The sequence below is a fragment of the Lacinutrix sp. Hel_I_90 genome (genome assembly GCF_000934685.1).
Taxonomy (GTDB): Bacteria; Bacteroidota; Bacteroidia; order Flavobacteriales; family Flavobacteriaceae; genus Lacinutrix.
Genome location: NZ_JYNQ01000001.1, coordinates 3,746,165 through 3,762,427 on the forward strand (window position 1 = coordinate 3,746,165; position 16,263 = coordinate 3,762,427).

11 protein-coding genes are annotated in these 16,263 nt (G+C 34.9%); 3 read left to right on the forward strand and 8 right to left on the reverse strand.

Annotated elements, in window-relative coordinates:
- Positions 1–61 precede the first annotated feature (61 nt).
- The 5 genes from GQ46_RS16745 to uvrA all read right to left on the reverse strand — a co-directional run bounded on the left by GQ46_RS16745 (position 62) and on the right by uvrA (position 9,490).
- A complete protein-coding gene (locus GQ46_RS16745; protein WP_044404232.1) occupies positions 62–2,473 on the reverse strand; it encodes a thiamine pyrophosphate-dependent enzyme in 2,412 nt (803 codons plus the stop codon).
- A gap of 159 nt (positions 2,474–2,632) precedes the next feature.
- Entirely contained in the window at positions 2,633–5,467 is a 2,835-nt protein-coding gene (locus GQ46_RS16750) for a metalloprotease (RefSeq protein WP_044404234.1), read from the reverse strand.
- A gap of 75 nt (positions 5,468–5,542) precedes the next feature.
- The gene (locus GQ46_RS16755; RefSeq protein ID WP_044404237.1) at positions 5,543–6,232 is read right to left on the reverse strand and encodes a TIGR00730 family Rossman fold protein; all 690 of its coding nucleotides are present in this window, start codon (positions 6,230–6,232) and stop codon (positions 5,543–5,545) included.
- Between the two features lie 132 nt (positions 6,233–6,364).
- Positions 6,365–6,532, reverse strand: a complete 168-nt coding sequence (locus tag GQ46_RS17825; protein WP_044404240.1) for a lmo0937 family membrane protein — start codon at positions 6,530–6,532, stop codon at positions 6,365–6,367.
- A 126-nt stretch (positions 6,533–6,658) separates the two neighbouring features.
- Entirely contained in the window at positions 6,659–9,490 is a 2,832-nt protein-coding gene (gene uvrA, locus GQ46_RS16765; protein WP_044404242.1) for an excinuclease ABC subunit UvrA, read from the reverse strand.
- Positions 9,491–9,740: 250 nt separating this feature from the next.
- Here uvrA and GQ46_RS16770 point away from each other — a divergent pair, with 250 nt between their 5' ends.
- Positions 9,741–10,265 carry a hypothetical protein gene (locus tag GQ46_RS16770; RefSeq protein ID WP_044404246.1) on the forward strand — a complete coding sequence of 175 codons (525 nt, stop codon included), beginning with the start codon at positions 9,741–9,743 and terminating at the stop codon, positions 10,263–10,265.
- Positions 10,266–10,301: 36 nt separating this feature from the next.
- Here the strand turns inward: GQ46_RS16770 and GQ46_RS16775 are convergent, their stop codons facing one another.
- The 3 genes from GQ46_RS16775 to GQ46_RS16785 form a co-directional block, all read right to left on the reverse strand.
- Positions 10,302–11,042, reverse strand: a complete 741-nt coding sequence (locus GQ46_RS16775) for a hypothetical protein (RefSeq protein ID WP_044404250.1) — start codon at positions 11,040–11,042, stop codon at positions 10,302–10,304.
- 372 nt (positions 11,043–11,414) lie between these two features.
- Positions 11,415–13,103: a gamma-glutamyltransferase gene (gene ggt / locus GQ46_RS16780; RefSeq protein ID WP_044404253.1), complete on the reverse strand. Its 1,689-nt coding sequence runs from the start codon at positions 13,101–13,103 to the stop codon at positions 11,415–11,417.
- Between the two features lie 60 nt (positions 13,104–13,163).
- A complete protein-coding gene (locus GQ46_RS16785) occupies positions 13,164–13,763 on the reverse strand; it encodes an ACP phosphodiesterase (RefSeq protein ID WP_044404255.1) in 600 nt (199 codons plus the stop codon).
- A 41-nt stretch (positions 13,764–13,804) separates the two neighbouring features.
- Here GQ46_RS16785 and GQ46_RS16790 point away from each other — a divergent pair, with 41 nt between their 5' ends.
- Positions 13,805–14,866 (forward strand): acyltransferase, encoded by a 1,062-nt coding sequence (locus tag GQ46_RS16790; protein WP_044404257.1) that lies wholly within the window; start codon positions 13,805–13,807, stop codon positions 14,864–14,866.
- Complete coding sequence (glmM, locus tag GQ46_RS16795) at positions 14,867–16,255, forward strand: phosphoglucosamine mutase (protein WP_044404259.1); 1,389 nt, start codon at positions 14,867–14,869, stop codon at positions 16,253–16,255.
- The last annotated feature ends 8 nt before the right edge of the window (positions 16,256–16,263 follow it).

The following is a 16,263-nucleotide window of genomic DNA, read 5'->3' on the forward strand; positions in this document are numbered from 1 at the left end:
TGGCATTGAATACTGCAACCTACATAATAACTTCTGGTTAATACTTAAGCCAATAATTACTTTATCTCAATTTAGGAAAATCTTTAGGATTTACTTCGTGCATAACACCATAAACTGCTTCAAAAATGTCCTCAGCCGAGGGTTTAGAAAAATAATCACCATCTGTACCGTAAGCTGGGCGGTGTGCTTTAGCGGTTAAAGTCAGTGGTTTGCTATCTAGGTACTCGTAAGCATTTTGTTCGTTTAAAACTTTATCTAAAAGATAGGCTGAAGCACCTCCAGGGACATCCTCATCTATAATCATCAAACGATTTGTTTTTGCGATGCTTTTTACAACATCGTGATTTAAATCGAAAGGCAATAATGATTGTGCATCAATTACTTCAGCATCAATACCTATTTGTTGTAATTCTTTAGCCACATCATGCACAATTCTAAGTGTTGAACCATAAGATAGTAACGTGATATCATGACCTTCTTTTAGCGTTTCTACTACACCAATTGGTGTTTTGAACTCGCCAAAGTTAGTAGGTTTAGGTTCTTTTAATCGATAGCCATTTAAACATTCTACAACTAAAGCAGGTTCATCACTTTCTAATAAAGTATTATAAAAACCGGCAGCTTTAGTCATGTTTCTAGGGACTAATACATAAATACCACGAATAAGATTTAAAACCCCACCCATTTGAGAACCAGAATGCCATATTCCTTCCAGTCTGTGACCACGAGTTCTTATTATTAAGGGCGCTTTTTGACGTCCTTTAGTTCTGTACAATAGCGTTGCTAAATCATCACTCATAATTTGCAAGGCATACATTATGTAGTCTAAATACTGAATTTCGGCAATTGGTCTTAATCCCCGCATGGCCATACCTATGCCTTGACCTAAAATAGTTGCTTCGCGAATGCCAACATCAGAAACGCGCAACTCACCATATTTTTCTTGTAAGCCCTCTAAACCTTGATTAACATCACCAATAGCACCAGAGTCTTCTCCAAAAATTAATGATTGTGGATATTTACTGAAAATTTTATCAAAATTATCACGTAATACTACGCGGCCGTCAACATCTTCTTTTTCAGTGTCGTAAGTCGGTTTAACTTCCTTTATATTGGTCGCTGCCGAAGCCGTTTCATTATGTAAATGTGAACTGTATTTTGGTTGTACAGCATTGAAGAAACCATCAATCCATTGCAATAATTGTGTTTTAGCTGAAGATTCCTCTGAAATGACATAGCGTAGCACGCGTCTACAAGCAGAAGCCACATCTTTACGATTAGGTTCAGTTATTGCTAATAACTCGTTGTTTATTTTATTGATAAATACTTTGTTGCTACTAGATGTAGCAACTTGAGTAATAATATTTGAGGCCTCAGTTCTTTCTTTTAGAAGCGGATTTAAATAGGCATCCCACGCCGCTTTTTTTCCTTCGCGAACGGCTTTTTTGATGCTTTTTTCAAGTTCTATTAATTCTTCATCTGTAGAGATACCGGTTTCTATCATCCACTCCCGTAATTTTACATTACAGTCGTTTGCAGCTTCCCAAGACAACCGCTCTTTGTTTTTATAACGTTCATGAGACCCTGAAGTCGAATGACCTTGTGGTTGTGTTAACTCATTAACGTGAATTAATACCGGCACATGTTCTGTTCTAGCTATTTTTTCAGCTTCTTGATAGGTTTCAATAAGTGCTACATAATCCCAGCCTTTTACACGAAGAATTTCGTATCCACTACTACCATTTTCTCTTTGAAAACCACTTAGGATTTCAGAGATATTTTCTTTTGTTGTTTGGTGTCTAGCATGTACCGAGATACCATAGTCATCATCCCAAACACTAATAACCATTGGCACTTGTAAAACACCAGCTGCATTTATAGTTTCAAAAAACAAACCTTCACTTGTACTGGCATTCCCTATCGTTCCCCAGGCTATTTCGTTACCTTCTACAGAGAACTTTGTGGTATCAATACCTTCTACATTTCTATAAATTTTAGAAGCTTGTGCTAAACCTAGTAACCTAGGCATTTGACCTGCAGTAGGTGAAATGTCTGCACTTGAATTTTTTTGTTTTGTAAGATTATTCCAGTTTCCATTGTCATCTAAACTAAAGGTAGAAAAATGGCCTCCCATTTGTCGTCCGCCAGACATTGGTTCTAAAGCGAGATCAGTGTTAGCATATAATCCTGAAAAAAACTGCGCGATAGTTAGTTCTCCAATCGCCATCATAAACGTTTGATCACGATAATACCCTGAACGGAAATCACCATTCTTAAAGGCTTTCGCCCAGGCTAGTTGTGGCACTTCTTTGCCATCACCAAAAATACCAAACTTGGCTTTTCCGGTTAATACTTCTCGGCGACCAAGTAAACTACATTCCCGACTGGTTACAGCAATCTTATAATCATTTAAAACTTGTGATTTAAAGTCTTCGAAAGAGAGCTCTTTATTTAAGTCGGATTTTGCTTGCATAATGATAAGGTGTTTGAGACAAAAATAGATAAAAGTGATGAGACTTGCAAGAGCGTTAAATCCTAAATAATTATTAAATTCTTAATTAAATAAAGCTTAATACGTTAAAAGTGTAATTAAATGGGGTTTATTGAATTTTTCTTAGAAATAATTCAATAACTAATACCAACGTCGTGTAAATAATTTAAGTAATGTATTAGGAGATAGGGTCACTATAAAACGAATGCTTTGATCGTAGTTTGGTTGTGCAATTTCCCAGCCTTTATTTGAGTAAATGGGTAGATAGAGTTCAAAATAATCTTCTACAAGATTTAAACGAATCCCTGAATCATAAACGAATTTAGGATTTTCGGTTCTGTTAGCCACTAGACCAAGATCGCCATACGCCATTATATAACGCCAAATAGTGGTACTCGCATTCGCTGTGGTAATCCATTGATTTGCAAAAGCAGGTTCTAACTGAGACTTAAAACCACCTTCTGAGACAATTAATTGCTGACTTAACACGCCTGCTTCTTCAGAGCGACCAAGATAATTGTAATCAAATAGGTAGTCTGTTGGTCTGTCTAAAGCAAAACTAAAAAAATCGGTATCCTGATAGGTTTTGTTATATAGAAAAGCACCAGCAAACAATCTTAGATTATATTGTCTGTTATTTTCTGTGAGTGTTCTTAATTCTAGTGTTCCAGAGATTTTTCCAAACCTTTTCGCGAGTTGTAAGTCAGTAAACCACGAACTGAATTTTTTTAAATTAGGGTCGCTTTGGCCATATCTTACATTAAAAACACTGTATTTAGGTTCTCCATCGGTTTCAAATTCTCCTGTTAAATCGACTTCACGGTCAATATTTACGTAGCGAAGATTTAAGTAACTTTTTCTATTATCTCTCAAATCCTCTGGATTTCTAAATCTAAAATCAATATAAGGCGTATAAGAAGTGTAGGAAAGGTTTGGAGCGTAATTGTAGAATGATCCACCAATACCATATTTAGTATAATAATTTGATACGTTGTCCCTTCTGTCTGCATAGCTTACAGAAGCGCCACCAACAATTTGCTTGCTTTTAATAGCGTATTTTGGGCTTATACGGTATAGAAAATTTTTAGATAATAAGGTTTTATTATAAAGTTTCAAACCAGGAGAAAGGCCATCATAAAAATTATAATCAAATTCAGGCATAAAGAATACCTGACTATAATTAGGGTCTTCTATATCTTTAAAGAGTCTAAATTGAAGTGGCTTATTATTTGCGAAGAAGCCACCTACTGATTTCCAGTTATTTCTTAAATTGATCTCAGGAATCTTAGAATCATAATTTAAAACTAATTTATCTGCGCTGTCTCTTGGAACTGTAACCGTCTTAAAGCCTTTAAAACCATCAATCCATTGTTTTGACACTACCGTATCATCTTTCATGGTAAATAAAGAGACTGGCATTTCATGATTGTACTTATTTTTTAAAGTCACTCTTAAAGAATCTTCTGTTTTTTCAATCTTTTTAATTTTGAAATCAATTTTTTTGCTTGAGCCCACATAATCCTTAAAAAACCAATCTACATTTTTTTTAGTCTGCGTTTTTACAGCGGTTTCAAATGCAGAAGCAGACGTAGGTTTTAACTTGTTATCTATTAAAAATTTATTAATAATGGTTTTGATTTCGGCACCATTGGCATAAGCATCTAAGTAATTGAGGCCAACTCCTGCTTTGTATTTGTTAGCGATATTTTTATTGAATTTAAGAAGCGAATCTTTAGGCATATTTAAGGGCTGGTCTAAATTTGAACGCGCCATATGCATGTATAAAAAACCATATTGATCATTGAATTTCAAGTCAGCGGCATGAAACGCTCTAATGCCCCATACATTAGCTAGATTGCCCACAATTTTCATGTCAGGATAATTTTCTTCAATATATTTTATTAAATAATAGGTTTGAATGCCATCTAAAACCCATTGGTCCTCTCTTGGATTAATGAGTAATGTGTTTTCTAGATAGTTGCGAAGTGTTGTTTTTAAAAGTTTTAATTCATATTGAAAATGATCTGAAAACGGCCTTACAAAGTCAGGCAATAAGTTTAAACCATAAATAGGATCTTTTTTGTAATCTATTTTCGTGAGCAAGATTTTTTTGTGAGGATAATTTCCGAGATTTTTCGTAATAAATGCAGCAACTCTGTCTGAAATAACTGCAACATCTACTGGTTTTAAGCCTTCTTCTTCAATATTAGACTGGATGGTAAAAAAATCTGTTTCTACCGTTTTGTAAAGATTAACCTTGTTTAGAAATAACTTGGTGTTCACGCGGTCTTTACCTTCTAGGGAAGTGATGACTTTGTTATTATTAACTTCTTTTGTGAACACTTCATCTAATTCACTAATTAGAGTATATGATTTTGGATAGGTTACTTCCAAAGAAAGATTTGCTTTGGGAACAAAAGAATCGTCTAAGTCTTTGTTGCTATAATAATGCCATTCACCATCAAAAGCGGTTGGAGTAATATACCAATAGCGCAAAAAATAGTCACCATAATCGTCAACACCATACCGGGTAAACTTATCATCAGGCACTTGTACAGTGTACTTTAACCTTAAAGTATAGTAACCTTTAGGTACAAAGGGGCTGTTTAACTTAACTTTTAAAATATCAGGATGCTGGTCTACTCTTTCAAAGCTTAAATCAATACCTTCAGATTGTATTGAGGTAATGGCCGTAAATCCACGGTCTTCATTTTTTGCAAAATGGAAAGTGTTTTTAAATTCTTGGGTAAATCGCTCTGCTAAAGGTGTGTTTTTTGTTGAATAACTGTTGCTCCAATCATTCAAATAAATAAACGTTTGTGTTTCATCACTGTCGTTATAATATTGAATGGTTTGATCAATAGCAATACTTTTATTTTCCACGTCAAAATCAGCTTTAATATCAATACTGTTCTGGCTTAAGGCCGAAACACTAAAAATAAAGCATAGGACATGTATTAAGTCATTCTTTTTCAAAGGGTATACAGCGCTTTTTTTAGTAATAACGTGAAAATTGAAGTCAATAGTATGAGATTAACTTGAGTTTAACTTTTAGAAGTTAGGACTCAATCCATACTCTTTATAAAATGCATCTAATATTGACACAACTTCTTCTTCAGTATCTACTAAATGAACCAAATCCAGATCTCCAGGACTCACATTAGTGAATTTATCTAACATGGTTTCTTTTATCCAATCTATTAATCCAGACCAGAAGTCTTTACCGACTAAGATTATTGGAAATTTTTCGATTTTATTAGTTTGAATCAATGTAATTGCTTCAAAAAGTTCATCTAATGTTCCAAATCCTCCAGGCATAACTACAAACCCTTGAGAGTATTTAACAAACATGACTTTACGAACAAAGAAATAATCGAAGTCTAAGCTCTTATCACTATCAATATACGGGTTGTCATGTTGCTCGAATGGCAAATCAATATTTAGGCCAACAGAAGTTCCTCCAGCTAAATGAGCACCTTTATTACCAGCCTCCATGATGCCAGGTCCGCCACCAGTAATAACACCATAACCTGCTTCGCAAATACTTTTTGCTACGCTTTCTGCTAATTTATAATATTTATGATCTGGCTTAGTTCTTGCAGATCCAAAAATAGAAACACAAGGCCCTATTTGACTCATTTTTTCAAATCCGTTAACAAACTCACCCATAATCTTAAAGATTGCCCATGAATCGTTTGTTTTGTTTTCATTCCAACCTTTATGATGTTGTTCTTCTCTCATTATAATATGTTTAGTTCTCTTGCTATTTAAGAAAGACAAATTTAAGAGAAATAGTGATTTAACAACTAAATTATTAGAATAAAAAAAGCAACCTGATAATGGTTGCTTTTTAATTTTTATGTTTTGGTTTTATTATAATACTTTACGACCGCTAATAATATTATATAAAATTACTATCACAGCAATAACTAAAAGTATGTGGATTAATCCACCTGTTGCAATTCCTTGAACAATTCCTAATAGTCCTAGAAGCCAGACAATAATTAATACTACAGCTATAAGCCAAAGAATACTTCTCATAATTTTTAATTTATTGGTTAATTAAATCTAAGATAGACAATTAAATGGCTAATAATTAAAATTTAAGTTTAAGAGTTAAAACTAATAGTTAATGCACCAAAAAGGAATGTTTTTGTAATGATATTCTTACTTTAATTCCTTTTTTAAGAACTTTGCTGTATAGCTTTTTTTATGTTTAGCAACCGCTTCAGGTGTTCCTTCCACAATTATTTCCCCACCGCCTTTACCACCTTCATAGCCAATGTCTATAATATGATCCACTGTTTTAATAACGTCTAAATTATGTTCAATAACCACCACTGTATTACCTTTATTTGCTAATTTATTGAGTACAATCATCAGTACGCGTATGTCTTCAAAATGTAGGCCTGTAGTAGGTTCATCTAAGATATAGAACGTGTTTCCTGTGTCGCGTTTACTTAATTCTGTAGCTAATTTTATGCGCTGTGCTTCACCGCCAGAAAGCGTTGTGCTTTGTTGGCCAAGTGTTATGTAACCCAACCCAACATCTACAATAGTTTTGAGCTTTTTATGAATTTTAGGAATGTTTTCAAAGAACGAAACAGCTTCATTCATAGTCATGTTTAGCACATCGCTAATACTTTTTCCTTTATACCTAATCTCTAAAGTTTCACGATTAAAACGTTTGCCTTGGCAGGTTTCACATTCTACATAGACATCTGGGAGGAAATTCATTTCTATAACACGTAAACCTCCACCTTTACAGGTTTCACATCGACCGCCAGCGACATTAAAACTAAAGCGTCCAGGTTTATAACCACGAATCATGGCTTCTGGAATTTTAGCAAATAAACTTCTAATTTCATTAAATGTTCCCGTATATGTCGCAGGATTACTACGAGGCGTTCTGCCAATGGGCGACTGGTTTATATCAATAACTTTATCGCAATGTTCTAAGCCTTTGATGCTTTTGTAAGGCATAGGTTTTTTTACACCATTAAAATAATAGGCATTGAGAATAGGGTAGAGTGTTTCATTGATTAAAGTCGACTTTCCACTTCCTGAAACACCTGTAATACCAATCATTTTACCCAATGGTATTTTTACCGAAACGTTTTTTAGGTTGTTGCCTGTACAGCCTTTTAATTCTATGAACTTACCGTTTCCTTCACGACGTTTTTTAGGCACTTCAATTTCTCTTTTTCCATTTAAATATTCTGCAGTAAGTGTATGTTCCTTAAGTAACTGCTCGGGTGTGCCCTGACTAATAATTTCTCCACCGTGTTTTCCGGCTCTCGGACCAATATCAATAACATGATCGGCGCGCTCAATCATGTCTTTATCGTGCTCAACAACAATGACCGAGTTGCCAATATCTCGCAGCGCAATTAAGGAATTAATTAACTTTTCATTATCGCGTTGATGCAAACCAATACTAGGTTCATCTAATATATAAAGTACACCCACGAGTTGTGAGCCAATTTGAGTCGCTAAACGAATGCGTTGTGCTTCGCCTCCAGAGAGTGATTTTGAACTTCGGTTTAAGGACAAATAAGTTAAACCAACATCTACTAAAAACTGTAATCTGGCTTTGATTTCTTTAATGACTTCTTCAGCAATTTTTAATTGTTTTTCAGAGAGGTGTTTAGGCAAATCCTCAAACCATTCAGCTAAGTCAACAATGTCTTTGTTCGCTAATTCGGCGATGTTTTTTCCGTTTACTTTAAAGTATAAAGATTCTTTTCGTAAGCGAGAACCTTCGCAAACTGGACATTCTACTTTGTCCATAAAATCTTTCGCCCAGCGTTGTAGGGAAGTAGATTCAGCATTTTTATATTGGTTATCAATAAAGGTAGCTACCCCTTCGAAATCAATTTTGTAGTCTCTAGTAACACCAAGCGTTTTGCTTTCTACTGAAAACTTATCGTTTCCACCATATAAAATGAGTTGCTTTGCTTCGGCAGGAATTGATTTGTAGGCATCTGTCATTTTAAATTTATAACGCTCTGCAATCAATTCCAACTGTTTAAAAATCCAACTCTTCTTTTCTGGTCCGTGTGGTGCTAATGCACCATTTTTAATAGATAAAGAATCGTCTGGAATGATTTTTTTTTCATTGACCTGATACAAAGTCCCAATACCATTGCAATAATCGCAAGCGCCTTTTGGTGAGTTAAAAGAAAAATTATTTGGTTCTGGATTAGGGTAAGAAATGCCCGAAGCGGCACACATTAAACTCCTACTAAAATAGCGTGCTTCTTGTGAGTCTTGCTCTATGACCATTAATATATCGTCACCATGATACATGGCGGTATTAATCGTTTCGTCTAAACGTTTGTCATTTTTTGTTGTGTCGTCAATTTTAAGTCTGTCGATTACAATTTCGATGTCATGATTCTTGTAACGATCCAGTTTCATGCCCTTGGTGATGTCTACAATCTCACCATCTGTGCGCACTTTTACAAAACCTTGTTTTCCTATTTGTTCAAAGAGTTCGCGATAGTGCCCTTTTCGAGAGCGTACAGCAGGCGATAAAACAGTAATCCGCTTACCTTTAAAATCTTGAATAATAAGTTCTTTAATTTGCTCATCGCTGTAGCTCACCATTTTCTCTCCAGTATTATAACTGTAGGCGTCACTTGCTCTGGCATAAAGTAATCTTAAGAAATCATAAATTTCGGTAATGGTTCCCACTGTAGATCGGGGCGATTTGCTAGTGGTTTTCTGCTCGATGGCAATTACTGGTGATAAACCATCTATTTTATCGACATCTGGCCGTTCTAAGCCGCCTAAAAATTGTCTGGCATAGGCCGAAAAGGTTTCTATATAACGTCGTTGACCTTCAGCATAAATCGTATCAAAAGCCAGTGAAGATTTACCACTACCTGACAAGCCAGTAATAACAACCAGCTTTTCACGCGGAATGGTGACATCTATATTTTTAAGATTGTGCACTCTGGCACCAAGAACTTCTATATTTTCTTCGAAATTTGTCATAGCAATAGTGAAATCTTTGTCTTTTTAGACAGATTTGCGAAGATACGCTTTTAGGATATTAATTTGAAATGGAATTCGTTAGGGTTTTCTTAATAGTGATTCTTTAAAGAACAACGTTGAGTAATTTCGGAATCAGGATTTTTATTTTATATTTTAGTATTTTGTATGCCTCTAAGGCGATTTATTTAAAAACTATAGCAAACACGTTTAACCTCTAAAAGCGTCCTGTTCAGGCAGGAATGACAAAACCATGAAAATACTAGGAATAGGCTCAAGAATTAGCCACAAAGATTACGGAAAGGGAGTAGTGACTAATGTTGATAATCAGCACTATTGGGTAACCTTTATTGAAAAAGGATTAGAAACCATTCCCTTAAACGAACCCATTGAAATCATTGAAGCAGCAGAAAACGAGGTAGATACCGTAAGCTTTTTTGATATTGAAAGCAGTTTGGTGCGCATTTTAAAGAAATACAGTGACGTAACTGAAGTGGTCCATATTGCAGATAAATGGAAAGGTGGTAAACTTATTTTGGAACCAGAGGATACTAATTTACAAGGTAAAGAGATAAAGATTGACGATTTTTTTCACAAAATCACAATGGTTCGCGACCGTTTACGTGTGATGGAGCAAAAAATCAATGCCAGTAATCTTGAAGAAAACGAAAAGATTGATTTGCAACAGTATATCACCCGTATTTATGGGAGTTTAACAACCTTTAATGTATTGTTTAAATTGAAGGCACAGTATTTTGTAGGGCAGAAGTCTAAATAGGTTTATAACTCTGTCCAGTCTCAGTTTTTAGTCTGTTTATTGTGACTGAGCGCTTTCTATATCCTCAATTTCCAGTCCCAAAATTAGCAACTTATGAAACGTCGGCAGTATCGCTCCGGTTTTAGTAGTGGTCCAATTATTCCATGTGGCTTTCAAACCATCGATGGGTAAAATAGCGACCCACATTTGAAAACTAGTCGGTTTTCCTGTTTCATCTAAATGCCATAAGTAAGAATCTCCAGGCGTAGAGCCACCAGAGGTATACGTCACCAATAAGGCTTTCTCACCATTTTTAAGTGTTACTAAAGAACGTTTTACGCCGTTGTCAAAAACTTTGTAAGGGGCTACAAGCCAAAAGGAATCGTTATTAAAATAGGCGATAGCTTTTTTTATGGTTTCTTGTTGCTTTTCTGCTTCAATTTTTATGTCCTCTTCAAACGCGACGCTTTTTGACTGGTTATTTAAATCTAAAAGTACTTTGTAGTTTTTCCAATAGACTTCACAGGTGTTCTCGGTTTTATTCCATTTAAAATGATGGCGTTTTTTAAAGGTCCATGCTATATAATCGGTTGCTTTATAAGCGTCGTAATCTAAAGCATTTAACATTTTAACAGCTAAGACGTCAGCTTCTTTTCCTTCAGTTCCTTTTGGTAACGGTTCATTGTATTTAAAATACAGGAAACCGTAAAGTAGTAAAGTAGGTAGTGTAAAGAATATAATAATTCCTCCTATAATTTTTAGGATTCTTTTAAGTGTCCATTTCTTTTTTTTGCTCATATATTGTATTGTTATTCCTCAATGCCAGGAATCTAATTGTTTTCCAACCCTATAAATCAGGACGTATTCCTTTTAATTTAGAATATCACCTCACTACCAGTATTTCATCTGACACCACTACTTAAAAAAAGGAGAATACTTTTTATATTTGACTGTAAAGATACAATTAAGAAATTCCTTTCCTATTTTAGTTAGGGTGGATTCCGCTTTTTTTTAGTTGAATACGGAAAGGTAAAAGCCTTATTTTAGCATGTTTCGACCTTCTTTATCGTTGTGTTAGAACAATGATAAATACGCTTTTAACTTAGAATTCATCTTTAGTTATGCATAAAAAGAGTGCCAGGTTAATAGTGCTAGCATTTACAGATAGTATCAAAAACCAACAGCAGCATCATCCCCACGATAATCTGCGCCACCTTCGAGTGTGCCATCTGGTAATACTAAAACACCATCTACGTTACCAATTACTGGCGAGCGTTCTTCATTTATAGTATAACCTTTTTGCTCTAGTTCTTTAATGATTTCTTTTGAAAAAGCATTCGGTTCCATTCTAATTTCATCTGGCAACCATTGGTGATGAAAACGAGGTGCGTTAACAGCCTCTTGCATGGTCATATCAAACGCGTGAACATTTAAAATGGTTTGTAATACAGAGGTGATAATCGTTGAGCCACCAGGTGTTCCAACACTCATTAGTAATTTGCCGTCTTTTTCTATAATTGTGGGTGTCATTGAGCTTAACATGCGTTTTTCGGGGAGAATGGCATTGGCTTCAGCACCAATTAAGCCATAAAAATTTGGTACGCCAGGCTTACTGCTAAAATCGTCCATTTCATTATTTAAAAAGAAACCCAATTCTGAAGAGAATAACTTAGAGCCAAATCCGCTGTTCAATGTCGTCGTTACTGCAATCGCATTTCCAAATTGATCTACAATAGAGTAGTGAGTGGTTTCATCACTTTCTACAATACCAACTTTTCCATGGGATACTTTACTAGAGGGCGTTGCCTTCTCAAAAGAAAAATCAGCCATGCGGTTTTTTAAATAGTCATCACTTATCAATTCTTTTTGAGGGACAGTTATAAAATCTGGATCACCTAAATAATAGCTTCTATCTGCATAAGCACGACGCTCGGCTTCAGCTAAAACTTGGATGGTTTTTACAGAATTATGACCCAATTTTGATAAATCAAAAGCTGCAACCGATTTCATGATCTGTGCTAATGCAATACCACCGCTAGAAGGTGGTGCTATAGAAATAATTTTTAGTCCGTCATACTCAAAAGTCACAGGTTCTCTCCATTTAACAGCGTACGTGGCTAAATCTTCCAAGCTTAGAACACCCCCGTTATCTTGAATGAACTTGACTAATATTTCTGCTGTTTTTCCTCTGTAAAACTCATCCTTTCCATTTTGCATAATACGTGTTAAGGTTTCTGCTAATTCTGGATATTTAATCGTGTCATTTGCTTTCCAGTTTTTTACAAATAGAATGGTGTCTTTATTGGCGAGTTTAAAATCTTCCTGCTTTTCTGCTGTTCTTATTTCTTGCTTTTTAGTGACTATCACACCGCGTTTTGCCAGTTCAATAACGGGTTTTATAAGGGCTTCTATGGGTAGGCTACCAAATTTTTCATGCACCGCAAAAATAGCGGCAACAGAACCAGGTACACCAACAGCCAACGCACCACGGGTACTTAAATCTGGAATCACATTCCCCAAACTGTCTAAATACATGTCTTTCGTAGCAGCCAAAGGTGCTTTTTCTCTAAAATCAAGACTGCCAATAGTACCGTTATTTTCACGATAAACCATGAATCCGCCACCGCCAATATTTCCTGCATAAGGATAAGCTACTGCTAGTGCTAATTGCGTGGCAATCATAGCGTCAAAGGCGTTGCCACCTTGTTGGAGGATATCACTACCAATTTGAGAGGCTTCAACTCTTGCCGAGACGACCATCGCTTTTTGTGTGATTAAACCACGACTAGGTGTTTTTTGTTTGCACGAAAAGCAGATTACTGATATAAAGAAATAAAGAGATATCGCATTTAATTTCATAGTCCTATTTGAGATTTATTAAAAAAGAGGGCGACGTCGAAAACGCTGCGCCAGGGCAGGTTATTTTTGTATATTTTCTATTTCTATTAATTTTTTAGCTGAAAAGTGAATGAGCTCTTCAAAAAAACTGCTGAACTCCGTTTCAAATTCATCATAAAATTCCTGAAGTTCATTAATGGCTAAATTCATTTGAGCTCTATTGTGTGTTCTGCGATTCATTCCTTCTAATACTTTAGTAATACCTTCAATAGAGGCGTAGCTTAATAACCAATTGTCAGTAATCATATAAGGCATCATTTGCTGAATTCGCTTTGGGAGTATTTCAAAATGATCTTGAAGCGATTCATAAAAATCATCAACATATTTCTCTAAAGGAATAGTAGAATAATTACTCCAGTTTTTTGCTAAAAAATGATCGTAAAGAATATCGACAATAACGCCAGAGTAATGACTGTAGTTCTTGTGTAATCTTTTAGTGCTTAGTCTAACGGTTTTATGAGCGTCTGTAAACGTGTCTATTTGGCGATGTAATAATATGCCTGTTTGAATGTCTTTTGGGTACTTTTGATAACGCTTCCCACGAATACCATCTGCAATGAAATTGCCAATAGTAACGCTTTTGTTGTCTCCAGAAAGATAAATGTGTGCGAGAAAGTTCATAAAATAAATATATGTATTTTTATCGCTTAAAATCTATTTAATTGAAAAGACTTCCAAATTTAAATCCCTTGCGTTTTGTTTTAGCATTTTTGGTTTTAATTTTTCATTTACCACAATTATCACGTAATCAAGGCTTACCCTATTTTAATGGTTTACCAATCTTTAATAAAGGGATTGAAGCAGTCTATATGTTCTTTGTTTTAAGTGGTTTCTTAATCATTAGACAAATTTATGTTGCTAAGACAAACCATACTTTTTCAATCAAAAATTTCTATACCAGACGAGCCCTTCGAATTCTTCCTTTATATTTTTTAATTGTCGCTTTTGGCTTGTTTTTTTATAACGTAGTGCTTCCCTTTTTAGGGATTCCTTTTGAAATAAATTACGAAGCTAAAGATACCGTTCTACTTTTATTATTTCCTAATGTGTTTTCGGGTTTATTTGAACCTGGAGGGATTTTAGAAATCTTGTGGTCTATAGGCATTGAAGAACAATTTTATCTAACGATTGCACCATTAATGTTGCTTATTAAGAATCGTAGAGTAGTCATTGTATTAACGGTAATTACGGTCTTGTATTTATTATTATTTCATTTAGACTTTTTCGAAGTCTTAAGACGTTTTCAATTCGTTTATTTCTTTATCCTCTTTGGAGGAATCATAGCTGTTTTGGAAGCGCAAGAAAAGTTGTTATTTTTAAAAAAATCAAAAATTATTTCGATGGGCATAGTAGTGCTAATTATTTTTTACTTTTTTACTGATTGGCTTAAATGTGATTCCAGAATACTTTATAATTTAATTACTGCAATACTATTCAGTTTATTTATTCATGCTATTAGCAGTCACCCCAAGGGTTTTAAAGTGAGAAATAAACTATTAAATTATCTGGGAAGTATTTCTTATGGTATTTATATGTACCACGTAATAGTGCTAAATGCTATGGTTTTCTTATTTTTGCAATTGAATAAAATCGTAGTGTTTAATGATGTTCTAACCATTGTGTTACTTAATGTAATGACTCTGGTTTTTACGATCTTATTAGCACATGTTTCTTATAAATATTTTGAAACTTATTTTCTAAAACTTAAAAATAAATACAGATAAATGACACTTATAAAATCAATTTCAGGCATTCGAGGTACGATTGGAGGGGCAGTAGGAGAGAACCTAACACCAATTGATGCTGTTAAATTTGCATCGGCTTATGGTACCTGGTTAAAATCGCAACGCAATAAAGAAAATTATCGTGTTGTTGTTGGTCGCGATGCGCGAATTTCGGGTGAAATGATTCAGAATTTAGTAATGAATACTTTAGTAGGCTTAGGGATTCATGTTATTGATTTAGGGTTGTCAACGACACCAACCGTTGAAATTGCCGTGCCCATGGAACATGCAGATGGCGGTATCATTTTAACAGCCAGTCATAATCCAAAACAATGGAATGCTTTAAAATTATTAAATGCTAAAGGTGAATTTTTAGATGCTTCGGAGGGTGCTAAAATTTTAGAGATTGCTGATAGTAATACCATGCAGTTTGCAGACGTTGACCATTTAGGGAAAATAACAAGAAATCAAGCGTATATTGATTTGCATATTGATCATGTTTTGGATTTAGAATATGTAAACAAAGACGCTATAGAAGCAGCAAATTTTAAAGTGGTTGTAGATGGTGTCAATTCTACGGGAGGTATTGCCATTCCTTTGTTATTAGAACGCTTGGGTGTTCATGCTGTGAAATTATATTGTGAACCTAATGGCCATTTTCCACATAATCCAGAGCCTTTAAAAGAACATTTAGGTGATTTATCTGCTGAAGTAAAAAAGCAGGGTGCCCATTTTGGAATTGTAGTAGATCCAGATGTCGACCGATTGGCTTTTATGGATGAAAATGGCGAGATGTTTGGAGAAGAATATACGTTAGTCGCTTGTGCAGATTATGTGTTGAGTAAAAACCCTGGTAATACAGTTAGTAACATGAGTTCTACCCGCGCACTGCGTGATATCACAGAAAAACATGGTGGAAGTTATGAAGCTAGTGCTGTTGGCGAAGTAAATGTTGTTTCGTTAATGAAAAAGAATAATGCCGTTATAGGAGGGGAAGGTAATGGTGGTATTATTTATCCAGCGTCGCATTATGGACGTGATGCTTTAGTAGGTGTAGCCCTATTTTTGAGCCTATTGGCCGAAAATCAAATGAGTGTTAGTGCATTACGAAAAACCTACACCAGTTATTTTATGAGTAAAAAGAAAATTGCATTAACGCCAGAAATTGATGTGGATGCGATTTTAAAAGCCATGGAAGCGCAGTATTCAGGTGAAAAGTTAACCACTATTGATGGTGTGAAAATTGACTTTTCTGAAAACTGGGCACATTTAAGAAAAAGTAATACAGAACCAATCATCAGGATTTATACCGAAGCAAAATCTCAGCAATTAGCAGATGATTTAGCAGATAAAATAATTTCTGAAATTAAGGAAATAGCTAATATTTAGTATTTTAG

What these genes read in the sequence shown, in the direction of transcription:
- GQ46_RS17825 (WP_044404240.1), bottom strand. Translation starts at nt 6,532, where the DNA reads ATGAGAAGTATTCTTTGGCTTATAGCTGTAGTATTAATTATTGTCTGG.
- GQ46_RS16745 (WP_044404232.1), bottom strand. Translation starts at nt 2,473, where the DNA reads ATGCAAGCAAAATCCGACTTAAATAAAGAGCTCTCTTTCGAAGACTTT.
- glmM (WP_044404259.1), top strand. Translation starts at nt 14,867, where the DNA reads ATGACACTTATAAAATCAATTTCAGGCATTCGAGGTACGATTGGAGGG.
- GQ46_RS16770 (WP_044404246.1), top strand. Translation starts at nt 9,741, where the DNA reads ATGAAAATACTAGGAATAGGCTCAAGAATTAGCCACAAAGATTACGGA.
- uvrA (WP_044404242.1), bottom strand. Translation starts at nt 9,490, where the DNA reads ATGACAAATTTCGAAGAAAATATAGAAGTTCTTGGTGCCAGAGTGCAC.
- GQ46_RS16755 (WP_044404237.1), bottom strand. Translation starts at nt 6,232, where the DNA reads ATGAGAGAAGAACAACATCATAAAGGTTGGAATGAAAACAAAACAAAC.
- GQ46_RS16785 (WP_044404255.1), bottom strand. Translation starts at nt 13,763, where the DNA reads ATGAACTTTCTCGCACACATTTATCTTTCTGGAGACAACAAAAGCGTT.
- ggt (WP_044404253.1), bottom strand. Translation starts at nt 13,103, where the DNA reads ATGAAATTAAATGCGATATCTCTTTATTTCTTTATATCAGTAATCTGC.
- GQ46_RS16775 (WP_044404250.1), bottom strand. Translation starts at nt 11,042, where the DNA reads ATGAGCAAAAAAAAGAAATGGACACTTAAAAGAATCCTAAAAATTATA.